Annotated in this window: 20 protein-coding genes; 17 read left to right on the forward strand and 3 right to left on the reverse strand. The window is 48.2% G+C overall.

Translation table 11 applies throughout. The annotated features are described in order from the left end of the window. Nucleotides 1-147 precede the first annotated feature (147 nt). From MJZ25_00615 to MJZ25_00625, 3 genes are all read left to right on the forward strand, one after another. Nucleotides 148-687 (forward strand): hypothetical protein, encoded by a 540-nt coding sequence (locus MJZ25_00615; protein ID MCQ2122669.1) that lies wholly within the window; start codon nt 148-150, stop codon nt 685-687. Nucleotides 688-780: 93 nt separating this feature from the next. Further along, complete coding sequence (locus tag MJZ25_00620) at nt 781-1041, forward strand: hypothetical protein (GenBank protein MCQ2122670.1); 261 nt, start codon at nt 781-783, stop codon at nt 1039-1041. A gap of 73 nt (nt 1042-1114) precedes the next feature. Then, the gene (locus MJZ25_00625; protein ID MCQ2122671.1) at nt 1115-1933 is read left to right on the forward strand and encodes a hypothetical protein; all 819 of its coding nucleotides are present in this window, start codon (nt 1115-1117) and stop codon (nt 1931-1933) included. Nucleotides 1934-2178: 245 nt separating this feature from the next. On the opposite strand, the gene MJZ25_00630 is transcribed toward MJZ25_00625, so the two are convergent. Continuing rightward, entirely contained in the window at nt 2179-2808 is a 630-nt protein-coding gene (locus tag MJZ25_00630; protein ID MCQ2122672.1) for a hypothetical protein, read from the reverse strand. A 157-nt stretch (nt 2809-2965) separates the two neighbouring features. Between MJZ25_00630 and MJZ25_00635 the strand changes: the two genes are divergently transcribed. The 3 genes from MJZ25_00635 (at nt 2966) to MJZ25_00645 (ending at nt 5527) form a co-directional block, all read left to right on the forward strand. Further along, nucleotides 2966-4129 carry an RtcB family protein gene (locus MJZ25_00635; protein MCQ2122673.1) on the forward strand — a complete coding sequence of 388 codons (1164 nt, stop codon included), beginning with the start codon at nt 2966-2968 and terminating at the stop codon, nt 4127-4129. Between the two features lie 313 nt (nt 4130-4442). Continuing rightward, a complete protein-coding gene (locus MJZ25_00640) occupies nt 4443-4991 on the forward strand; it encodes a GNAT family N-acetyltransferase (protein MCQ2122674.1) in 549 nt (182 codons plus the stop codon). Beyond that, on the forward strand, nt 4988-5527 hold the full coding sequence (locus tag MJZ25_00645) for a hypothetical protein (GenBank protein MCQ2122675.1): 540 nt from the start codon (nt 4988-4990) through the stop codon (nt 5525-5527). The genes MJZ25_00640 and MJZ25_00645 overlap by 4 nt, the downstream gene beginning before the upstream one ends. Here the strand turns inward: MJZ25_00645 and MJZ25_00650 are convergent. Both MJZ25_00650 and MJZ25_00655 read right to left on the reverse strand, forming a co-directional pair. Beyond that, complete coding sequence (locus tag MJZ25_00650; protein MCQ2122676.1) at nt 5508-6386, reverse strand: LysR family transcriptional regulator; 879 nt, start codon at nt 6384-6386, stop codon at nt 5508-5510. The genes MJZ25_00645 and MJZ25_00650 overlap by 20 nt on opposite strands. Before the next feature lie 30 nt (nt 6387-6416). Continuing rightward, nucleotides 6417-6977, reverse strand: coding sequence for a flavin reductase family protein (locus MJZ25_00655; GenBank protein MCQ2122677.1), 561 nt, complete (start codon nt 6975-6977; stop codon nt 6417-6419). A gap of 172 nt (nt 6978-7149) precedes the next feature. On the opposite strand from MJZ25_00655, the gene MJZ25_00660 reads away from it, so the two are divergent. The 11 genes from MJZ25_00660 to MJZ25_00710 all read left to right on the forward strand — a co-directional run bounded on the left by MJZ25_00660 (nt 7150) and on the right by MJZ25_00710 (nt 22313). Next, nucleotides 7150-7707 carry a glutathione peroxidase gene (locus MJZ25_00660; protein MCQ2122678.1) on the forward strand — a complete coding sequence of 186 codons (558 nt, stop codon included), beginning with the start codon at nt 7150-7152 and terminating at the stop codon, nt 7705-7707. 285 nt (nt 7708-7992) lie between these two features. Further along, the gene (locus MJZ25_00665) at nt 7993-9273 is read left to right on the forward strand and encodes an O-acetylhomoserine aminocarboxypropyltransferase/cysteine synthase (protein MCQ2122679.1); all 1281 of its coding nucleotides are present in this window, start codon (nt 7993-7995) and stop codon (nt 9271-9273) included. A 169-nt stretch (nt 9274-9442) separates the two neighbouring features. After that, nucleotides 9443-10375, forward strand: a complete 933-nt coding sequence (gene cysK / locus MJZ25_00670; protein MCQ2122680.1) for a cysteine synthase A — start codon at nt 9443-9445, stop codon at nt 10373-10375. A 167-nt stretch (nt 10376-10542) separates the two neighbouring features. Further along, entirely contained in the window at nt 10543-10965 is a 423-nt protein-coding gene (locus MJZ25_00675; protein ID MCQ2122681.1) for a pyridoxal-phosphate dependent enzyme, read from the forward strand. A gap of 37 nt (nt 10966-11002) precedes the next feature. Then, on the forward strand, nt 11003-12127 hold the full coding sequence (gene mnmA, locus MJZ25_00680; GenBank protein ID MCQ2122682.1) for a tRNA 2-thiouridine(34) synthase MnmA: 1125 nt from the start codon (nt 11003-11005) through the stop codon (nt 12125-12127). Nucleotides 12128-12271: 144 nt separating this feature from the next. After that, the gene (locus tag MJZ25_00685) at nt 12272-13210 is read left to right on the forward strand and encodes a LysR family transcriptional regulator (GenBank protein MCQ2122683.1); all 939 of its coding nucleotides are present in this window, start codon (nt 12272-12274) and stop codon (nt 13208-13210) included. Nucleotides 13211-13517: 307 nt separating this feature from the next. After that, nucleotides 13518-14381, forward strand: a complete 864-nt coding sequence (locus MJZ25_00690; GenBank protein MCQ2122684.1) for a DUF4423 domain-containing protein — start codon at nt 13518-13520, stop codon at nt 14379-14381. Further along, a complete protein-coding gene (locus MJZ25_00695; GenBank protein MCQ2122685.1) occupies nt 14378-15640 on the forward strand; it encodes a hypothetical protein in 1263 nt (420 codons plus the stop codon). Before MJZ25_00690 ends, MJZ25_00695 begins: the two co-directional genes overlap by 4 nt. A 209-nt stretch (nt 15641-15849) precedes the next feature. Further along, nucleotides 15850-18108, forward strand: a complete 2259-nt coding sequence (locus MJZ25_00700; GenBank protein ID MCQ2122686.1) for a carbohydrate-binding protein — start codon at nt 15850-15852, stop codon at nt 18106-18108. A 297-nt stretch (nt 18109-18405) separates the two neighbouring features. Then, complete coding sequence (locus MJZ25_00705) at nt 18406-20532, forward strand: carbohydrate-binding protein (GenBank protein ID MCQ2122687.1); 2127 nt, start codon at nt 18406-18408, stop codon at nt 20530-20532. A gap of 152 nt (nt 20533-20684) precedes the next feature. Further along, nucleotides 20685-22313 carry a carbohydrate-binding protein gene (locus MJZ25_00710; GenBank protein MCQ2122688.1) on the forward strand — a complete coding sequence of 543 codons (1629 nt, stop codon included), beginning with the start codon at nt 20685-20687 and terminating at the stop codon, nt 22311-22313. The last annotated feature ends 11 nt before the right edge of the window (nt 22314-22324 follow it).

The following is a 22324-nucleotide window of genomic DNA, read 5'->3' on the forward strand; positions in this document are numbered from 1 at the left end:
GTTGACCAGAAACACTTCAAAAGCTCTTGTTCAATGATATTTCGATGCTGTTTGATAACGTCTCGTAAAAGTTATAATAATGTCATCTTTTGACACTTTTCCCAATCTATATTTACCTGTGAGCCAGTCACGAAAAATGGGGGCGGCATGTCAAAATGTATTCTCAAGAGTATACGTCGAGAGGTTTCTGAATACGGGTTTGATCCAGAAGCTTTCAATGCCGAAATTTCGGTTCTTACGGAAAAGGGCAAAACCCTTTACTTTACAATTGTGGACTTGGATGACACTCCGAGAATCTACAGGACCACGAGAAGTATTTTTGAAAAAGTCTTGAATAGTGGCATGAAAAATTCGGATGAAGCAAGCCGTCTTTCCGAAGACGAACTGGAGGAAGCGGGCAGCAAATACTTTACCAAATTATTTGAAAAGCATGGTGTTTGTCGCGGAGATAGTTACGAAGTCTTTTATTGCGACGATGCCGTTGGCGGCGAATACCGCGAGGCCATCCGGGCGCTGATTTACCTGGTCTGTTGTTGCGACATGGAATTTGAGCATATTTCCAAAGAGTGGATTGACAAGACCATCGGCGATTTCGAAATCCCCATGTGCGATGTGGAACAGGCTTCTAACCTCGGCATTGAACTAGAAGAACTTTATGAAGACGACGATGAAGACGAATCAATTTAAACCGATAACTCGTAGGAGTCTTTATGAAAGTTGTTATCCTTACCTGGAATCCGGCGAATTCCGATTTCAAAATTGAAGATATTTGACCACGATTTGGACACTAGCAGCCTGGATCGTTTGAAAGAGGATTTGGAATGTCGCCTTGGCTACTCGTTGAAGTGGGACGAGAAAGTTCCACCAACGGATCCGCGTAAAGGGTTCTATTTAACTTATGAGCATGGTGGCATTTCCATTAACGATCATGGCGTTGCCGGCGTCACGCTAAATTACTATGAGATCAGCAAAGAGAGATGGGTCTTGCAATATCCGAATTATTTGAATTCTGCACTAAAATCCAAGAAAAAGAAGCAGTAAAAATTGCTTTTATCGGCTTTTTTTTTCATTTGATGGTAAATTTAGAGAGAGCAAATAAGTTACAGGAGATTTTATGAGTACTTATGTTTTGAGTTGGAACCCGAAAAAATCAAATTTCAGAGCAAACGACTTAAAAAAGGCGTTTAAAGAATACGGGGAATCAGATGAGTACGTCCTTAAGTGGGGAATCTCCAAAAACACCTCGTTTGAAAATGGGGATAGATTCTTTTTAGTACGCCAAGAGAATGGCAAAGCTGATGTTATAATGAGTGGCGAGGCTGCTTCCTGGGCTGACTACGACAATAACGATAAAAGGTTTATAGATTTACGGCCCGATTACATTGTCGATCCTAAAAAATCGATCCTTGAGAATTCCGAACTGAAAAAGAAACTTCCAAAAATCAAATGGGATGAGTTTCGTGATGAAATAGAATTGAGCGATTCTAATGCGGAGAAGTTGGAATGGCTTTGGGTCGAGACCCTGTATAAAGAAGCTCCTTCCGCAACTCAAAAAATTTACTATAAGAATTGTCCCGCTTTAATTGGATATAGCGTGCAAAAGGAAACCGGGACTGCCTGCGAAATTTGTCGTCAGGACATCAATGAGATCTTTGATACGAGTTTCATGGATAAAATTAATCTTAGTCCATTGGCATATGGTGTATATATGTTCCCGTCCGCTCGAACAGCCAAGTCGGCAAGGTCGTTATTCCATACGATATGTCCTAGTTGCAAGGCTGTTTATAACATGCTTTGCTTAGTAGAAAACAATAGCCAGCCTTTGGCCATTGAATGGCTGAGAACGATTTTGAAGAAAGCTCCTCTAAAAAAGGAATCTTCGCAGAGTAAATCTCGTTTACCCACGCAACAGGATATTGAGTTCCCTGAATAATGGGGTATTTTTCCCTTTCGCTTTGAACTATTAAGTATTTCTTAATGGTTGCCTCTGGTGGTAATTCTTCACCTTCGTATGTATTTTGTCATTGAAGATGACTATTAATTAACCTACTACAATTATTCATATTTGTAGTAGGTTTTTTGTACAACTAAGGAATTTGCGTTCTTTACCGAAAGAATTGCTTGCACAGAAATTATAAAGAATTGTCTGGCATCAAACTTACTTGAGGCTCAGGTGGTTTACCCTGATTCCTTCTGACAGCGGTGGTCGTAGAAAAGTTCCCGTTCAGCCAGCTCAAATAGATTGAAACCATTCTTGGAAAAGAAGTGGTCCTGACCGGGGACAACTTCTACTTTGACATTTTCTCGTTCGTATAGCTTGAACAGATCGACCGTTCCGATGGACGGATCTTCGCTGCCGAACACGAATGTCATTTTTTCGCCTGCAAATCTTTTCGTGGCGGCGCAAAGTTTGGGCGTGTTTATCATGAGGGGCGGATTGATTAATAACAGCCGCTTCACTTGCGGAATTTTTGTCCAGTCCATGCAACCCTGGGATGCCCCCTTTGAAAATCCCATGAAATAGATTTCGGCTTGATCAAAGTTTTCAATGACAGTTTCTAATACTTGCATTGCGTGAGTTGCCTGGTTTATGCCGCATTCCGGATTGGAGCCGCAAACAACCGTAATGCCATATTTTTCCCTGGCGTTTAATGCGATGCTCAGGTATTTATCGTGGTAGCCGTTCATGGAGCCATGTGCTCCGGCCTTGATGAAGAGAATCTTTTGAGAATCTCCAAATACAAAACCGTAGTCGACGCTTGCATCGTCAACTTCGAAAGAGAGAATTTTGTCAAAGGATTTGTTCATGAGCTAGGGGATACATAAGGTGGGATTCTTCCGACCACAAAAATGTAGAAATTTTATATTGTCAAAATATGACATTTACTATTAATTATATTATCCGGTGATAGCAATAAGTTTGACGAGTTTCATTTTTCCGCCGATATGTTCTATGAGGTAGAATATGCAAATAGAAGGCAAGTTCACCGGGGCAAGCATTTTTGCAAACACTATTGAGCCTGAAACTATTGAACAGGTGAAGCGTGTTTGCGACCATCCCATTTTCAGGGATTGCAGCATCAAGGTGATGCCCGATTGTCACGCAGGCGCGGGCTGCGTCATCGGCTTTACATCGGATATGCCGCACTATGGAGAAATCATCCCGAACATCATCGGCGTGGATCAGAGTTGCGGAATGTACGTGGTGAAGTTGGAAGAATCGCCACTCCTGAACGATTACGAAAAACTTGACAAGGTCATCCGCGGGCACGTGCCCTGCGGCTTTGACGGGCGTGACGCCGTCAGTGAAGAAGTTCCTGAAGACTTGTACGAAGATGTCCGTCGTATTTCCACAGACATCCTGAAAGACAATTACGTTACCCACTTGAAGAAAATCGGATCCCTGGGCGGCGGCAATCATTTTATTTCCATCGAGAAGGGCGAAACCGGAACCTATCTGATTATCCACAGCGGTTCCCGAAACTTCGGAAACAAATTGGCAGTTCATTTCCAGAGTATCGCCAATGAAAAGCATTGCTACGGTGAAGGCGTTCTGAAGACACTCTCGTACATCGACGGCAAGGACGCCGAGGAATACCTGAAGTGCGCCAATGTGTGCAGGCGTTTTGCCCATTGGTCCCGAAAGATTATGGCGAAGACGATTATGGTGGGCATGCGCTGGAAAGAAGAAAGTTCCTTTGAAACGCTCCACAACTACATCGGAAACGACAACATCATTCGCAAGGGCGCGATCAGCTGCAATGCCGATGAGAAGGTTCTGATTCCGCTGAACATGCGAGACGGTTCGCTGATTTGCGTTGGCAAGGGTAACGCAGAATGGAACAACAGTGGCCCCCACGGCGCAGGCAGAGTTCTTTCACGCACCGCGGCTCGCGAAACGCTTTCCATGAAGGAATACAAGAGCACCATGGAAGGCATCTGGACCAGCTGCGTAAACGTTTCAACCATCGACGAATCTCCCATGGCCTACAAGAACGGCGACGAAATCAAGTCGCTCATCCAGAGTACCGCCGCAGTCGTTGATCACCTGAAGCCCGTTTACAACTTCAAGTGCGCCGAAGACGCCTCGTTCATCAAAAGGCGAAAAGAAAAGATGAAGGAAAGGTGAACAAAGAAAAACATGAATAGAACAGGTCAACTTTGCGGCCCTTGATTGTTCAGGTAATATTTTATATATTGGATTGCACCACCACTGAGTGCGTTGCCGGACGTAGACCTGTTTAGTTTCGTCCTAAAGTTGATACATTCACATTTAGCGAAAGGAAATGGCAATGGCTCTCAATATGAAACCTGTGGTGATTCGCCGGTCTCAGGTGAACGAATTCCTGAAATATCTGTCTGAGGGGAAAAATCCCCAGGAATCTCAGGATCGTTCCGCAAAGCCTGCGTCCAAGTAATCCATGAACCTAGATTCAATTGTAATGCTTCCCTGCCAAAGGGAAGATTTTTTACGCATTTCAGAAAAAGGATGTTTTTGTTATCCCCCCTTGGATCCAACGCAAGATGACGACCCCGTTTCTCTAGATTCGTTCTTTTGCAATGTAGCGCCCTGTGAGGATGAAGACCATTTTTTCAGGACCTACAAGTTTGTAGAAAACGGACGGGAAGACGACATTCTTGCACTTGCTAGCATCGCAAATTCGAGCATAACCTTTGATACATACGAGGATACGCCGGATTCGTTACAAGGTTCAGGCTATAACGAAGCGTTTCCTGCAGTCATGCTTTCTGCATTTGGTGTAAGGTTGGATCTTCAAAAGAAAGGTATCGGAAAAAGGGCGTTTGAATTACTTTTGGAGGGTATTCGCAAACATTCTTTCGCTGGAGTTCGACTCTTGACCCTCCATCCCTTGCCAGAAGCGGTTCGCTTTTATCTCGGAAGAGATTGCAAACCTTTTTACGACGAAGAAGGTTTGGAGGTGGAATCCATGGTACTGGATGTCTGGAAAAAGGAAAGTAAGGAATTATGACGACTAAGACTAAATGTTATGCCGGCATTGGCAATCGTGATTTGACTGGGGCTGTTGACGGATGTTACGGCCTGCCGATTCAAAAGGTGTTGCGCCACCTGGCCGTGGAGCTGGAGAAGCTGGGATACACGCTGTATAGTGGCGGGGCCAAGGGCTGCGATGCCGCCTTCGAGAGCGGCGTTTTGGATCCTGCCCACAAGCAAATCTTTACGGCGAAGGATGCAACCGACGAGACACGTGCCGTCGCTAGGGCACACAAGCTGCCCGAAGAAATTCTGTTGGGTCGAAAACTGGACCTTTACGCCCGCGAAGTGTTTCAAATTTTTGGAGCTGACCAGAATACTCCGGTGGACTTTGTGCTGTGTTATACCCGCGATGGGTGTGAAAGTCATGAGACCCGTTCCATAAAAACAGGGGGCACAGGCTTCGCCATCGAACTTGCCAGCCGCAAGGGTATCCCTGTGATAAACTTGAAGAATGCAAACTGGGAACAGAGATTACATGAATTACTAGAATTTATTCCAGTTCCTGCTTGAGCATTTCCAGGAAGAGCGCTGCCGGCTTACTGAAGGCGGCGTTCTTTTTATAGACGGCCACCAGGCCCACTTCTCGGGCGGGTCGCAGCGGGATGAACTTCAGCTCGCTATCTTCAGAAGTGCTGATGATTTTGTCTAGGCCAAGGGCACAGCCTACGCCTTCCTTTACCATGAGGGAGGCGTTAAAGAGCAAGTTGTATGTGGCGATGACATTCAGGGGAATGCGGCCCAGCCAGCCGGAAAATTCGTTGCTCCTGAAGGACTGCCTAGAAACAATCAGCGGAATTTTTGTTAGGTCTGCGGGCCTTATAAATTTGCGTTCTGCAAGTTCCGAATCTCTGCGAACGAGGAGCCCCCAGGTGTCTTTGCTTTGCAGGGCAAGGTAATCGTACTTTTGCTTGTTTACAGGCTCGATGAGAATGCCGAAATCCAGTAAGCCCTGGTCCAGTTTTTCGGTAACATCTGCGGCGTTTCCGCTGAACAGGTTCAGGCGGACTTGAGGATGTTTTTCGTTGAATTTCTTGAAGACTTTGGCGATGACTCGCATGCCGTCGGTTTCCCCGCCGCCCACGAAAATGTCGCCGGTCAGTTCCTGTTGGCTTGCGACCTTGAATTCGTTTGCGGTGCGTTCTGCAAGGGCTACGATTTCTTCGGCTCTCTTGCGGAAGAGAATGCCGTCTTCGGTAAGGATGGTCTTCTTGTTGGAACGCTCAAACAGCTTTACGCCCAGCTCTTCTTCCAGTTCCTGCATTTGGCGGGAAAGTGTTGGCTGGGTGACGAACAGTACGTCGCTTGCCGCCTTGGAAATGCTTTCTTCCTGGGCGACGGCTAAGAAGTATTTGAGGGTTCGAAGTTCCATGGAGTGAAATAACCTTCAAGGGAGGGGTAGTTACTTTATGGATTTTCCGTCGCTGAAGGCGTTACCGATGCGGTCTCCAATGGAGTAGTAGCCGTGATTGGCGGTGTCGTAGCAGATGGGGTTCAGCTTTTTTACGTCCACTTTACCGTTTTCATCTAGGATGGATTCGTCGGCGGTGACGTTGACGATTTCACCTAGCAAAAGTTCGGGTTCCTCGGCATAGCTTATGAGCTTGCATTCCAGAGTTAGGGGGAGTTCTGCGATGAGCGGGGCGTCCACATGTTCGCTTTTGACGGCGGTGAGACCGGATTTGGCGAATTTATCTGCAACTTTGTGACCGCTGGCGATTCCCAGGTAATCGATAGCCTTAATGTCTTTTTCGGTAGCCATACTAATGGTAAAGAACTTGCGAGCCTTGATATTGTCCATGGTTTTGTGGCTATTGGCCACGTAGATGGCAATCTGGTTCATGTCACTGACGCTGCCCCAGGCGGCTACCATGGCGTTGGCGGAACCATCTTCGTTGTAGGTTCCGATAACCAGAACGGGCTGGGGATACAAATAGGGCTTGACGCCAAGATCTTTACGCATAGAAACTCCCTTTTTTTCGGAAAATATATATAAAAGGTGAGTTTTTAGTGCTCTTGCAAATGGAATATCTTGCATAATAATGATATTGCTCCTTTTTAGTATTGTATCGTGCACGATATATTTTATATATTGTGCATAAACGAAGAAGGGCTGCTTAAACAAAGGAGTTCTTATGTCCCAGGATATTTATCAATTTACGGTGAAGAATAACAAGGGTGAAGATGTTTCTCTTTCTCAGTTCAGGGGCAAGGTGCTGCTGATTGTGAATACGGCTACCAAGTGCGGGTTTACGCCTCAGTACAACGACCTGGATGAACTTTACGATAAGTACGGCCCGCAGGGTCTGGAAATTCTTGACTTTCCCTGCAATCAGTTCGGCAGCCAGGCGCCTGGCTCCGACGAGGAAATTCAGGAATTCTGCACTTTACGTTTTAGCACCAAGTTCCCCCGCTTCCAGAAGATTGATGTGAACGGCGAAAATGCTATTCCTCTTTATCAGTGGCTTAAGGCTCAGACTGGCGTGAAGAAGTTCAGCCTGAAGCATCCGCTGATGAGTCTGGTGACCATCATGGCATCCAAGGCCAACAAGCAGTCCTCCGGGGATAACGATATCCGCTGGAACTTTACTAAGTTCCTGGTAAGTGCCGATGGTGAAGTGCTGGGCCGTTTTGAACCTGCGGTTACCGGCAAGGATTTGGAACCGGCTATTCAGAAGGCTTTAAGCAAGTAATATTTCTCAAAATACGTTGTGTAGATCATTTTTAGTATGAATATAAGGCTCCGATTGGCTAAAATTGGGGCTTTTATAGAATTCTCCGTTGTCTTGCTATAGGTAATTTCTATAGCAAGCCGCTTTAATGAAAAAAATATGACTTTTTCCTACTAAACCTATTGGAAAGGTGGGGAAATGGTTTTACATTATAGCCGTTGGTTTGAAAGACCTACAAAAATGGTAGGAAACAAACCTGAAAGTTTTAATAATAATGACAAACATTCCAGTACGGAGGAATAACACATGTCTCAGAATCTTCACTTTGAAACTCTTCAGCTCCACGTTGGCCAGGAATCCGCAGACCCCGCAACCGATTCTCGCGCAGTTCCTATTTACGCAACCACCTCTTACGTTTTCCACAACTCCCAGCATGCCGCTGACCGTTTCGGCCTTCGCGATGCCGGTAACATTTACGGTCGCTTGACCAACTCCACCCAGGGCGTTTTCGAACAGCGTATCGCTGCCCTGGAAGGTGGTTCCGCAGCTCTCGCCGTTGCATCCGGTGCTGCTGCCATTACTTATGCCATTGAAGCTCTCGCTCAGGCTGGCGATCACGTGGTTGCCCAGAAGACCATTTACGGTGGCTCCTACAACTTGCTGAAGCACACCTTGGCTCCTTTCGGCGTCAGCACTTCTTTCGTTGACACTCACAACCTGGCTGAAGTGGAAGCTGCCATCAAGGAAAACACCAAGATCCTTTACCTGGAAACTCTTGGTAATCCCAACTCTGATGTTTCTGATATTGACGCACTTATTGAACTCGGTCACAAGCACGGCCTCGCCGTTATCGTCGACAACACCTTCGGCACTCCGTATCTGTTCCGCCCCATCGAACACGGCGCAGACGTTGTTGTTCATTCCGCTACTAAGTTCATCGGCGGTCACGGTACCACTCTCGGCGGCATCATCATTGAATCCGGTAAGACCAACTGGAAGTCTGGCAAGTTCCCCACCATCGCTAACCCCAACGTGAGCTACCACGGCGTAAGCTTCGCCGACGCTGTTCCGGGTGCCGCATTCGTGACCTACATCCGCGCCATTCTCCTTCGCGACCAGGGCGCTGCAATTTCCCCGTTTGCTGCATGGGCTCTCATCCAGGGTACTGAAACCTTGTCCCTGCGTATCGAACGCCATGTGGAAAATACCAAGAAGGTTGTGGAATTCCTTTCCAAGCACCCGAAGGTTGCATCCGTTAGCCACCCCAGCCTGCCGTCTCATCCGGATCACGAAAACTTCAAGAAGTATTTCCCCAAGGGTGGCGCCTCCATCTTTACCTTTGAAATCAAGGGCGGTCAGGCCGAAGCCTGGAAGTTCATTGATAGCCTGAAGATCTTTAGCCTCTTGGCAAACGTTGCCGATGTGAAGAGCCTGGTGATTCATCCGTACACCACCACTCATTCCGAACTGAACGAAGAAGAATTCAAGGAACAGAATATCACTCCGTCCACCATCCGCCTCTCCATCGGTACCGAACACATCGATGACATTATTGCGGACCTCGCTCAGGCACTGGAACAAGTGTAAATAGACGAGAGAACGTTCGCTGTGCTCACTACAGACGAGAGACGAAAGAAAAATAATGACGGCGGAGCCGTTTAATATAGAGCGCCTTTGGCGCCAAATTAAATCTCTCGTCTTTCGTCTACCAGGGGCAACGCCCCGGTCTAAAACCTAAACATAAAGGAATTTCAAAATGTCTAAGATTTATACTTCTGCAGATCAGCTGATTGGTCACACTCCTCTTCTGGAACTTACTCACATCGAAGCCGCTAACAATCTCGGTGCGAAGGTTCTGGCAAAGCTTGAATATTTCAACCCCGCTGGCTCCGTGAAGGACCGTATCGCCAAGGGCATTCTGGATGACGCTGAAAAGTCCGGCAAGCTGAAGCCCGGTGCAGTGATTATCGAACCGACCTCCGGTAACACTGGCATTGGCCTTGCTTCCGTTGCTGCAGCCCGCGGCTACCGCATCATCATCGTGATGCCCGAAACCATGAGCGTTGAACGCCGCCAGATCATCAAGGCCTACGGTGCAGAACTTGTTCTTACCGAAGGCGCCAAGGGCATGAAGGGTGCTATCGCCCGTGCCAACGAACTGGCTGCAGAAATTCCTAACAGCTTTATCCCGGGCCAGTTCGTGAACCCGGCAAACCCGGCAACTCACCGTGCCTCTACCGGCCCGGAAATCTGGGAAGACACCGACGGTAAGGTGGATATCTTTGTTGCCGGTGTGGGTACCGGTGGTACCGTCACGGGCGTTGGCGAATATCTGAAGTCCCAGAACCCCAACGTGAAGGTTGTGGCTGTTGAACCCGCTTCCTCTCCGGTACTTTCCAAGGGTGTTGCTGGCGCTCACAAGATCCAGGGCATTGGCGCAGGTTTCGTTCCTGACACCTTGAACACCAAGGTCTATGACGAAATCATCGCAGTGGAAAACGAAGCCGCATTCGAAGCCGGCCGCGAAATCGGCCACAAGGAAGGCGTGCTGGTGGGCATCTCTTCTGGTGCCGCCCTTTGGGCCGCCAAGGAACTGGCAAAGCGTCCGGAAAACAAGGGCAAGACCATCGTGGCTCTGCTCCCGGATACCGGCGACCGCTACCTTTCTACCGCATTGTTCGCTGAGTAATTGGGAATCTCTGGGCTTGATTTGTCTCCGTAACAAGTCTAGAGAATCTGCTTTAAGGCCGTAAGGGCCCGCTCATTCCACACGTTGGATGACATTTGAGTGAAAAACGCTTGAAAGTATCATTTGCTTTCAGGCGTTTTTTTAATATTTGGGGTATAACTCCTCTTTTGGAACTTTGCAATATCGAAAAGAAAAACAATTTGGAAGCCAAGCTTTTGGCAAAGCTGGAGTATCTGAAGTCCAAGAATCCCAACGTGAAGATTGTGGCTGTGGAGCCTGCTACATCGCCGTTGCTGACCAAGGGCGTTGCCGGCCCCCATAAACTGCAGGGTATCGGTGCGAACTTTGTTCCCGAGATTTTGAACACCAAGATTCTTGATGAAATCATTGCCGTTGAAGCTGAAGATGCATTTGCCTGCGGTCGAGAAATTGGAAAGAATGAAGGTGTGCTGGTGGGAATTTCCGCTGGCGCTGCTCTTTGGGTCGCCAAGGAACTGGCCAAGCGTCCGGAAAACAAGGACAAGAATATTGTGGTTTTACTGCCCGATATTGGTGACCGTTATCTCTCCACAGAATTGTTTGCGGAATAAGGTTGAGACTGCAAAGTTATTTTACTATCTTTTTGGTATGGAAATAAATTCTTCTAATATCGGTGCAGGCAAGAAAGTTATTGTTGGCCTTTCTGGCGGTGTGGATTCCGCCTTGGCAGCTTACTTGCTGAAACAGCAGGGCTACGAAGTAGCTGGCGTTACTATGGCCACTTGGGATGGCTCCATCAAGAACATGCCCCATGTGGAAGGTCGCGAAGGTTGCTATGGCCCCGGTGAAGAAGAAAATATTGCCCAGGCGAAGTCTGTTGCAGACCGTCTGGGAATACCCCACTATGTGGTGAGTGTTACCGACGAGTACAAGCGCGAAGTGCTGGATTACTTCCGTGCGGAATACCGTGCCGGCCGCACCCCGAACCCATGCGTTCGCTGCAATCAGAACATCAAGTTCAGGGCTTTGCAAGTTGCAACCCGCCGCATGGGGGTTGACTTTGATTACTTTGCCACAGGGCATTACGCTCGCCTGGATTTCAAGAACCCGCAGGAACCGTTTCTTTATGCGGCCTTGGACGATTCCAAGGATCAGACTTATTTCCTTTCTCGCCTTACTGCAGAACAGCTTTCTACAGTGATTTTCCCCCTAGGCGGAATGAAGAAAACCGATGTGAAGGCTTTGGCTGCAGAAATCGGCTGGGTGGATTTTGCTACAAAGAAAGAGAGCCAGGACTTTTTGGAATGCGGCGACTACACCGTGCTTTTTGATGAGTCTGACGAAGTGCCCGGCGACTTTGTGGACATGAACGGCAAGGTGCTGGGCAAGCATCGTGGAATCATTCATTATACCATCGGTCAGCGAAAGGGCCTGAACATCGGTGGACTTCCTGAACCTTACTTTGTTGTAAGTATCGACGTAAAAAAGAACCAGGTGGTTCTTGGTCCTCGCAGTGTTCTTTCTTGCACTGAGGTTTCTGCCGTAGATTTGAACTTGATGGTTGATTCTGACAGTCCTCTGCTGAAGCAACCGCTCACGGCTCACATTCGCCTGGGCCACAAGGGTTCTTTAGCTCGCATTACTGAACTTGACGTAGCTTCGGGCCGCATCAGTGTTCACTTTGACGAACCTCAATTTGCTTCTGCTCCGGGACAGATTCTTGTGCTGTACGCCGGCCAGGGAATTGTGGCTTCTGGCATTATCACGAAATAATTTTCGAAGTAGATGAGCGAAAAAGGGAAAAAACTCCTTTATTTCCTACAATATCTATAGGAAAATTTAAACTATTATACTATATTTGCTATAGAAAGCGCCGATACCGTAAAACGGGCGCAAAAATTGTTCCGCGGAGAAAACATGACTCTTCAGCAATTACGTTACGCCATCGGCATTGCCAAGGTAGGCTCCTTCAATAAGGCGGCAGAAGCCTTGTTCATTTCTCAGCCTTCCTTGACTGCGGCTATTCACGACTTGGAAGAAGAAATCGGCATCGTTATCTTCAATCGTTCCAGCCGCGGTGTGACCCTCACTCCCGAAGGTGAAGAATTTATTGCTCAGGCAAATCAGCTTTACCATCATTACGAAACGGTTCTTGAAAATTACAACAAGGCGGAACAGAAAAAGAAGAAGTTTGCTGTTTCCACTCAGCACTATTCTTTTGCGGTGAAGTCCTTTGTGGACCTGGTGAAGCGTTATAATATCGATGATTACGAATTTGCCATTCGCGAGACCAAGACCAAGGAAGTCATTGATGATGTGGCTGCCCTTAAGAGTGAAATCGGTATTTTGTACTTGAGCGATTTCAACCGCAAGTACATTACTTATTTGCTGAAGGAACATGACCTGGAATTCCACAAGCTTATTGATTGTCATGCTTACGCCTATATGTGGAAGGATCATCCGCTAGCCAAGAAGAAGTCGGTGAACTTGGATGACCTTTCCCAGTATCCCTGCCTTTCCTTTGAACAGAGCGAAAGCGGCAGCTACTATTTTGCCGAAGAAATCCTCAGTACCAACGAATATCATAAGACCATCAAGGCCAATGACCGTGCCACCATGCTGAATTTGATGGTGGGCCTCAATGGTTATACCCTTTGTTCTGGCATTATCAGCGAAGAAATCAACGGTTCCGACTATGTGGCCGTGCCTTTCAAGGACGCCAAGGGTGAAGACGACCGCACCATGGAAATTGGCTATATCGTGAAGAAAAACTTCATGCTCAGCACTATTTGCCGATTCTACATCCAGGAAATGGAAAAATACCTGCAGGTTTACACCTCGGAGCACAAGAAATAGAGGTTTTTGCGAATTTCTTGATAGAAAAAGCCGGTTTTTGACCGGCTTTTTTGCTGAGCTGAGTTTACACGGTTTTTGCACATAAAGTAAGGGTGTTCTCGGTTTCAGGAACACTTTGTAATGTTTTTTTTGACAACTTTATCCAAGGCCTAAAACCCTCGAAAATGACGAATTTTGCCTAAAAACGGCAATTTTGTGACCATTATCACGGTTGGCTTGGATAAAACGTCCATAGGGATTTTTCAAAATGGTTTCTTTTTGTTAACCCAAAGTCTATCTTATTAATGTTAAATTTGGGTAAATAATTATGGTTACTTTTTCTGACATAGCAGATTACCGCGACTTCTTGAAGTCGTACTACGATCGTAAGAAGGCTGAGATGCCTTTCTACAGTTATCGTATGATGGGCGACAAGCTGGGATTGGATTCCAGCTACCTGTATCGCGTGCTGCAGAAGAAGCAGCATCTGCCTGCTCATGCCTTGGCCTCCGCCAAGGAAATTTTGGCTTTGTCTGGCCGTGAAGCAGAATACTTCGACCTGCTCTACACCGCTGCAGTGACTAAGGATAAGGGTAAACGTGAAGAATTGATTGCCAAGGCGTTGTCCCTTCGCGACGTTGACCGCCATAGTCTGCAGGCTGCTGAACTTAAGGTGCTCGAAAACTGGTGGATTCCGGCTGTTCGCGCCTACTTGGAACTTAATGGCGGGGTTGTGAACCTCAAGCAGATCGCCCATGACATCTGCCCGCCCATTTCCGAAGCCCAGGCCCAGGAAGCAATTGATACTCTTATGGAAGTTGGCCTCGTCAAGAAGATGGCTTCTGGCCGTCTGGCCCTGACCGATGCCCATTTGACCGCCGGCGGACCCGAAAAGAAGGTCGCAGTACGTAAATTCCAGAAGCAAGTGCTCTCTTTGGCCAGCGATTCTCTGGATAACGTCCCCGTTGACGAAAGAAATATTTCTACTCTTACCTTATCCGTTGATCAGGCATGCTTCGACGACTTGGGTGATATGCTTCGTGAATTCCGCCGTTTGGTCCAGAAGCGTGTCGACAGTTCCAAGAGCCCTGATCGTGTTATGCAACTTTCTATGGCGTTCTATCCTGTGGCCCGAAAGGGAGGGGTGGCTTCCGTCAAGGATACGGAGGATGGAACAAGGGAGTCTAAATGAAGCGTTGGGTGTGTTGTCATAAAGGATTAGTTGCAATGGGCGCAGTCAGTGCGTTCCTTGTGGGTTGTGGTTTCATGGGAGACCAGGCGTCTTCGACGTTTGAAACGGAAAATTCCGTAGCGCTGAGTGTCCAGCTGGCTGACGGTTCTCCGGCTGCACGCTCCTTGGTTAAGGTGCGTCCCGCAGATTACCTGGCTGGAACTTCCAATATTGATGGCGTCGATGCAGCTGATTTTAAGGATTCCATTGCTGGAATCTTTAACGGCAAGACGGACGACCGGGGCCGGTTGAACGTGCCCAAACTGAAATCCGGCAAGTATGCCGTGGAAGTTGAAAACGAAAAATCCAAGGGTTTTGCTCGCTTTGATGTAACTCCTTCGGAATGCGATTCTTTGGATGTTGGCCTGGCCAAGTCTGGTTCCATGGTGGGCCAGGTGGTTATGCCTGCAGGCCTGACTTCTGTGAAGGTGGGTATCCGCGGTCTTGATTACGTTGTTGAAACTGACGAGTTCGGTAACTTTGAATTTGAAGACCTGCCTGCCGGTAGCTTCAAGGCAGTTGGCTTTACCTATTCCACTTCCGATTACATCAATGAGGAAGGCGAGGCTGACACCTACGAAAGCTTCCAGGCATTTGGCGTGACCAGCGTCGTAGTGAAGTCCGAAGAAACGAAGGAAGATGTGCAGATCGGTTATCGCAAGGAAACCGTGAAGGATACCTTGCCCTACATTATGCTTTCTGACTTTGAGGATAGCACCTACGGTTGGTACTCTTCTTACTCCAGATTCTCCAAGATGAAACTTAGCGCTGTGGAAGGCGGCGGTAAGTACGGCCTGGTAGCCCATATGGATTGCCATTCCGACTCCTTGTACACCTGGACTATGATGGGACACAACTTTGCCAAGTACCATGATTTCAGCAGCTTGGATTCTGTGGTTCTCTATGCAAAGGGCAAAAACCCTGATGGAGACTCCATGTGGGTCAGCATCTCCTTCGATGTCCATGCCGACAGCGCTTCGGGATACGAATCTGGCAAGGCTTGGGCTCACAAGGCTATTACTGAAGACTGGACAAAGATTGTTGTGAAGCCTAAGGACCTGGTGCCGACCGATTCCAACAAGACCGGTGGTAACCTGGGCTGGGATGCTGTCAAGGATCATATCAACAGCTTCGGTATCTTTGCCGCCCGTGTAAATACCGGTGATTATGACGTCTGGATCGATGATGTTGAAATCTTCGGCGTCAAAGGTCTGAACTAGCCTCCGATTCCCGACGAATTTTAAAAGCTCTCCCTTTCGGGGAGGGCTTTTTTTGCTTGTGCGGCCTGCATTCCTGGTTTGAAAAGCCACCCTTCCTATGGATAACTTGTCCATAGAAAGTGCTTGTTTATGCGGGAAAACGCGGTTTTTTCAAGATATCTTTAGAGCATAGAATAAGGCCGGGTGTGTTTAAGCCTTAAGGAGTAAATATGAATCTTTTCAAGAAAGTCATCGGGACTACCTTTGCCGCAGGTCTTGCCACCTTCGGCTTGGCATACAACCCGATTTCTACCTACCATTATCTGGCTGACCCTGCTGCAGCTGCCGATGATGAATACTTCTATGTCATTACCGACTCTGATGACCCGGCCCCGTACAATTCCAACGGCTACGAAATCAAGGCTCTCTATGGTTTCCGTACCAAGGACATGCAGAACTGGACTGACTTCGGTATTATTTACGACGCCCGTAAGGTTGATGGCGTGGGCGCTATCTGGGCATCTGGTATTGCCAAGAATCCTAATGACGGTCGACTCTATATTGTGTTCCCCGATGGCGGTGGTGGCGGCATTGTTTTGATTGGTGCCGACAGTCTTGCCGGCCCGTGGACCAACCCTCTTTCTGGCGGCAAGCGCTTGATTGGTTGGGGTGGCGGCGCCATCTCTGGCTGCGACAATATTGGCTGGTGCTTCGACCCGGCAATCTTCTTTGATGACAATGGCGACGGCTACTTCACTTTCGGTGGCGGTAGCAGTGACCAGCGTCCGGCTCGCGACAACGATAATAACATCTTCAATATTTATAAGCTCGACAAGGATATGAAGAGCTACAACCCCAATACCAAGGTGGAATTGAAGATTGGTGGTCCGAAGGCCATGGAAGCTTCCTATATCCATAAGTACAAGGACAATTACTACCTGTCCTACAGTACTGCAGATTTGCGTATTGCTTACGGTATGTCCAAGAGCCCCACAGGTCCTTATACTTATAAGGGTATCTTCATGGGCAACCCCAACATTGGTGGCCAGAATATCAACGCCAATAACAACAACCATCATGGTGTTGCTGAATTCAAGGGCCATTGGTACGTTGCTTACCATGACCGTCGTATTGCTAACGGTTACGACGGCTTGGAAAAGATTCCGGCTGAAGATGGCATGCCCAACCCGAACGCAGCATACCACCGTAGCGTTAGCGTTGATGAATTCACCTACGCTGCAGATGGTTCCATGAACTCCCTGACCTTCACTAAGGAAGGTCCGGAACAGATTGAAAACTTTGATCCGTATGATTGGTATCCGGCTCTCACCAGCTCCAAGCAGAAGGGCATCCGTAGCCGTTCCGACTGGGCTCCGGGTAAGGTTGCTTCTTCTCTCTTGCTCCCGCTTTCTACCAAGGAATCCTGGATCCGCGTTAGTGGTGTCGACTTCGGCACTGCTGCAACGGGCTTTACTGTAGAAGCTGCCAGCGCTGCAGATGACAACAAGATTGAAATCCATACCGGTTCTGCTACCGGCGCCTTGGCTGGCACCTGTACTCTTAAGAACACTGGCTCCAAGACCAGCTTTGCAGAAACCTCCTGCGATATGGATGGCCTTAAGGGCATTGTAGATTACGTGTTCTTGGTGTTTAAGGGCTCCAAGGATTCTACTATGGCTATCAAGGCATGGGGCTTCCAGGGTAGCGGAACTACTCCTCCGGAACCGCAGAAGGCTTATAACGAAACTAATACCCCGTGGGCAATTCCTGGCGTAATCCAGATGGAAGACTTTGACGTTCCGGGCGTGGGCCGCGGCGGCGATCTCAAGTCCTTCCAGGATAACGATGCAGAAAACCACGGTGATTCTGACTACCGCAAGGATGACGCACCTTCTGTTGATTTGTACAAGAAGTCTGGCGATCGCGTTGTCGTAGGCTACATCCAGAAGGATGAATGGCTTGAATACACCGTGAATGTTGCCAAGACCGGTACTTACACCATGTACGCAGCTGTCGCTTCTGATGGTGGTTCCTCCTTCAAGCTTTCTATCGATGGTAAGGACATCACCGAAGATATCGCCGTGCCTGCCGCCCAGAAGACTGATTCTGAGGAACAGAACTTCGACGACTACGCAAAGGTCAAGGCCAACGTGAAGCTTGAAGCTGGTGAACATATCCTCCGTTTCACCGCAACTGCCGACTGGTTCGACATTGACTTTATCAACTTCGAGGAAGGTGAAGATGCTCCGGATCCGCACCAGATTGGTACTGAAGCAATTGGCACTACTGTTGCCTTTGAAAAGGGTGCACACATGAACTACGATGTGTTCGACCTGAAGGGTAACAAGCTGGCATCCTTCAAGGCTACCTCCATGGCAGAGGCTGGTGCTATGTGGCAGAACTCTGCCGAAGCCGCCAAGGTTCAGGGCATTAGCCTCATTCGTAACCGCGCCAGTGGCAAGGCTGCTCGAGTTCGCTCCATCCGTTAAGCGATAAAAGATCTCCATAAACACACATCCAAAAAGGCATCCCGGTATTCCGGGGTGCCTTTATTTTTTGACAGAAAAGTTTCCTTTTCTTTGCAAAAATTGCAAAAAGTGGCGAATTTTGACTAAAAATGCCATTTTGTGCAAAAAAAGCTTATGGATAATTAATCCATGAAAGGTGTATTTCAATGTGGAATAAGAGGCGGTAATAAGGGTATCTTTAGGTTTGAAGGGTATGTGGTGTGCCCTTGTAAAAAGTAGGGATATATGTTTGGGAAAAAAATTTCTAAACTCGGATTTGTGTGCGCACTCGCCGGCGCATTTGGTCTTTCCAACGCTTCTACCGTCAATGTGGACCTGAGTGAAGAACACCAGGTGATTCGCGGTTTCGGCGGCATGGTTCACAATACATGGCAGGGTGGCGCTGGCCTTTCTGAAGCCGATGCCAAGATCGCTTTCGGTACTGGTGATGGTACCATCGGTTTGAATACCCTTCGTATTCCGGTTTATGCCAATACCAACGACTTCAGCAAGGAAGTTCAGGCCGCAAAGTATGCAAAGAAGTACGCCGGTGATGATTTTATCCTGTACGCTACTCCTTGGACTTCTCCTTATGCTGGTGCAAATCAGCACATGGCATCCAGCAACTACCAGAAGTATGTGGATCATCTGAACAACTTCACCGCTTACATGAAGAACCAGGGAGTTCCTCTGTATGCAATTTCTATCAGTAACGAACCGGACTGGTGCGGCGAATGGGCTTGCTGGTCTGCTGATGAAATTTATAACTTCACCAAGGGTTACGCCGATCAGATGCGTAAGAACGGCACCAAGGTGATTTCTACCGAATCCTTTGCCTACCAGAAGAAACTTTACGACCAGGTTCTGAACGACGCCAATGCCCTTAAGAACTGGGACATTCTCGGAGCCCACTTCTACGCCAGTGATGCTAAGACCGCTGATTCCTGGTTCCAGTACTCTCTTGCTGACCAGAAGAAGGTGGAACGCTGGATGACCGAACACTACACAGAAAGCCAGGGTAGCGGTAACTACTGGCGTACCGTGATGGGTACCGGCGACCAGGCTAACGCATACAAGGTGGATACCGTTCGCGCCATGGACGTGGGCTACGAAATTCATCGTGCAATGGTTGTGGGCAACTTCAATCAGTATACTTGGTGGTATGTCCGTCGTTGCTACGGTTTGATCATGGAAAAGGACTTTGGTAACAAGCTTTCCATTCCGTCCAATGAAATCGGCAAGATTTCCAAGCGTGGTTACATCATGTCCCAGTTTGCTCGTTTCATCCGTCCGGGTGCAATCCGCGTGGGTGCTACTGCAAAACCGGAAGCTGAAGTTTACGCATCTGCTTACAAGAGCGCTGATGGCGACTCTACCATTGTTGTTCTCGTAAACCGCGATTTCAAGAATGCAAAGACTGTGACTGTGAACGTGAAGGGTGCAGACATTGAAACCTTCCACATGTACACTACCAGCGAATCCAAAAATGCCAAGTACGAAGGCGAAATCGAAGTTAAGAATGGTTCCGCAACCATCAAGATGGAATCCGGTTCCTCCAATAAGGACTGTATCGTTACTCTCGTCGGTGTTGGTCCCCAGGTTGTGATTCCGCAGGAACCTCATAACGCTACCAAGACTGCTTGGGCAATTCCGGGCAAGATTCAGGCTGAAGACTTTGACGTTCCGGGTGCAGGCAAGGATGAAAACGGCAACAGCAACGCATCCTTCTACGAAAACGATTCTGAAAATCACGGTGACAGCAAGTATCGTGCAGAAGATGCCGCTGGCGTTGATATTTACACCAAGAAGTTCGGCGACGTGATTGGTTACAACCAGGCTGGCGAATGGTACGAATACACTGTTGACGTGAAGAAGGATGGCGACTACACCATGTTCTCCTACGTCGCATCCAGCAATGGTACTGCAAGTTTCCAGATCTTTATGGATAACAAGGCTATTACCGATACTATCGTGGTTCCCAAGACTGTAACTGCAACTGAAGGTGACTTCAATGAATTTGGCAAGATCCAGAGCAACGTGAAGCTTACTGCCGGTAAGCATGTCATGAAATTCCTGGTCACTGGCGACTGGATGGACGTTGACTACTTCACCTTCGTGGAAGGTGCTAACGCTACAGATCCGGAACCGGATACCACTGGTAACGGCGAAACTCCGGTTGATCCGGAAGATCCCGAAAATCCCCAGGTTATTGGTGCAGTTCAGTTCCAGGCTATTACCGCTCCCACTACCTTTGGAATCTACGACCTCTCCGGTGAATTCCTCGGCAGCGTCAAGGCAAGCGACAAGGTGGAACTCCGCTCCAAGGCAACTTCCATTGTGGACCGCTCCGGTGTTTACATGGTGAAGTCTGCTGGCCGCGTAATGCGCATGACTCTTACCAAGTAATCTTTTCTGGAAAATGAATTTCTCTCTCTAGTTTTTCATTGAGTCGAAGCGCCCCTCCGGGGGCGCTTTTTTACTGCTTTTACAGAAAAGAAACAATTTTTTTGGGGAAAATGGAGTAGTTTTATACGTGCAACACTTAAAGGAGTGATATAATGGGTGTGATTAAAAATCTTTCCAAGTCTATGGCTGTAGTAGGAACAGCTTTTGGCTTGTCTCTATTGGCTGCTCCCGCTCAGGCTGCGCCCAATCCCAATTTCCACATTTACATCGCATACGGCCAATCCAATATGGCTGGCGCAGGTCCTATTCAGTCTGGTGACCAGGACCCCATGGATAACTTTGTGATGATTTCCGGTGTCGACTGTAACTCCCGTAAGGGCGGCACCAACATCAAGCTTGCCAAGGGCCAGTGGTCCAAGGCGGTTCCTCCCATGTTCCATTGCCAGGAAGGCCTCTCTGTTGCCGACTACTTTGGCAGAACCATGGCGAAGGAAATGCCCAACGTAACCATCGGTATTATTCCGGTGGCTGTGGGTGGCGCCTCCATCAAGCTTTTCGACAAGGCTCAGTGGCAGAGCTATGTGAACTCTTCTGAAAGCTGGCTTGCCAACTGGGCTAAGGATTACGATTCCCAGGGTAACGATTACGCCGCTATTATCAGCTTGGCCAAGAAGGCTCAGGAAGTGGGCGTCATCAAGGGTTTCATTTTCCATCAGGGCGAAACTGATGGCGGCATGAGCAACTGGGAACAGATTGTTCAGAAGACTTATAACGACATGCGCAACGATTTGGGCATTAAGGAAGAACTGCCTTTTGTCGCTGGTGAAATGGTTTACAATGGCGCTTGCCATGGCATGAGCACCCGCGTGAATGGCCTCTCCAAGTACTTTGCAAAATTCGGTGTTGCAAAGTCCCAGGGCACGGGCATGCAGAGCGACCGTTTGCACTTCGACCATGATGGTTATGTGGAAATGGGCAAGCGCTATGCTACCGAAATGCTGAAGCTTATTGACAAGACCGTGGACATGGATGCGCCCCAGGTTGTGGTGCCGCTCTATGGTGGTGGCTCTGCAGGCAATATCCCTCCTGAAGAATACGGCCCCTATGGTGATGTTTTCAAGATTCCTGGCAAGGTTCAGGCTGAAGACTACAACAAGGGCGGTTCCGGTGTAGCTTACTCCGACATGGATGCGGTAAATCAGGGCGACGAATACCGCGGTGACGGCGTTGACATTTACAAGGCCGGCATGGGCATGGCTGTGGGTTACTGCCAGAAGGGCGAATGGATGAAGTATTCTGTTCACGTGGAAGAAGACGGTGAATACGAAATGATTGGCCGTCTGGCTGGTGACAATGGCACCGGTGCTATTTCCGTGTATCTTGGTAACGACAAGATTGGTGAAACCATGGTTTCCGAAAAGGGTCCGGATTATGACACCTATTCTGATATCAGCGGTGGCAAGGTAACCCTGAAGGCTGGCGATTACGATCTCAAGATCCAGATTGAAGTGGACTGGGTGAATATCGACTACGTGGAATTCAAGAAGGTTGACGCTACGGTGGTCACTCCGACAGATACCACTGCAAAGGACACTTCTGCTGTTGGACCGTCTGAAAGCATCAAGGCCTCTCTCATGGCAGCAGGTGCTTTGAACATGGATAACGCCCAGTACTTTGACATGCGTGGCCATCGCGTAAGCAAGGCCACTGCCCAGAAGCAAGGTGTCTATCTGGTTCGTGTTCCTGGTGCAAAGACCTTCGTTATCCGTAACGAAAAGTAAGCGAAATTCTC

Source organism: Fibrobacter sp. (genome assembly GCA_024399065.1).
GTDB lineage: Bacteria > Fibrobacterota > Fibrobacteria > Fibrobacterales > Fibrobacteraceae > Fibrobacter.

What these genes read in the sequence shown, in the direction of transcription:
- MJZ25_00615 (MCQ2122669.1), top strand. Translation starts at nt 148, where the DNA reads ATGTCAAAATGTATTCTCAAGAGTATACGTCGAGAGGTTTCTGAATAC.
- MJZ25_00645 (MCQ2122675.1), top strand. Translation starts at nt 4,988, where the DNA reads ATGACGACTAAGACTAAATGTTATGCCGGCATTGGCAATCGTGATTTG.
- MJZ25_00710 (MCQ2122688.1), top strand. Translation starts at nt 20,685, where the DNA reads ATGGGTGTGATTAAAAATCTTTCCAAGTCTATGGCTGTAGTAGGAACA.
- MJZ25_00640 (MCQ2122674.1), top strand. Translation starts at nt 4,443, where the DNA reads ATGCTTCCCTGCCAAAGGGAAGATTTTTTACGCATTTCAGAAAAAGGA.
- MJZ25_00650 (MCQ2122676.1), bottom strand. Translation starts at nt 6,386, where the DNA reads ATGGAACTTCGAACCCTCAAATACTTCTTAGCCGTCGCCCAGGAAGAA.
- MJZ25_00695 (MCQ2122685.1), top strand. Translation starts at nt 14,378, where the DNA reads ATGAAGCGTTGGGTGTGTTGTCATAAAGGATTAGTTGCAATGGGCGCA.
- MJZ25_00655 (MCQ2122677.1), bottom strand. Translation starts at nt 6,977, where the DNA reads ATGCGTAAAGATCTTGGCGTCAAGCCCTATTTGTATCCCCAGCCCGTT.
- MJZ25_00700 (MCQ2122686.1), top strand. Translation starts at nt 15,850, where the DNA reads ATGAATCTTTTCAAGAAAGTCATCGGGACTACCTTTGCCGCAGGTCTT.
- MJZ25_00630 (MCQ2122672.1), bottom strand. Translation starts at nt 2,808, where the DNA reads ATGAACAAATCCTTTGACAAAATTCTCTCTTTCGAAGTTGACGATGCA.
- MJZ25_00665 (MCQ2122679.1), top strand. Translation starts at nt 7,993, where the DNA reads ATGTCTCAGAATCTTCACTTTGAAACTCTTCAGCTCCACGTTGGCCAG.
- MJZ25_00660 (MCQ2122678.1), top strand. Translation starts at nt 7,150, where the DNA reads ATGTCCCAGGATATTTATCAATTTACGGTGAAGAATAACAAGGGTGAA.
- MJZ25_00635 (MCQ2122673.1), top strand. Translation starts at nt 2,966, where the DNA reads ATGCAAATAGAAGGCAAGTTCACCGGGGCAAGCATTTTTGCAAACACT.
- cysK (MCQ2122680.1), top strand. Translation starts at nt 9,443, where the DNA reads ATGTCTAAGATTTATACTTCTGCAGATCAGCTGATTGGTCACACTCCT.
- MJZ25_00625 (MCQ2122671.1), top strand. Translation starts at nt 1,115, where the DNA reads ATGAGTACTTATGTTTTGAGTTGGAACCCGAAAAAATCAAATTTCAGA.
- MJZ25_00685 (MCQ2122683.1), top strand. Translation starts at nt 12,272, where the DNA reads ATGACTCTTCAGCAATTACGTTACGCCATCGGCATTGCCAAGGTAGGC.
- mnmA (MCQ2122682.1), top strand. Translation starts at nt 11,003, where the DNA reads ATGGAAATAAATTCTTCTAATATCGGTGCAGGCAAGAAAGTTATTGTT.
- MJZ25_00690 (MCQ2122684.1), top strand. Translation starts at nt 13,518, where the DNA reads ATGGTTACTTTTTCTGACATAGCAGATTACCGCGACTTCTTGAAGTCG.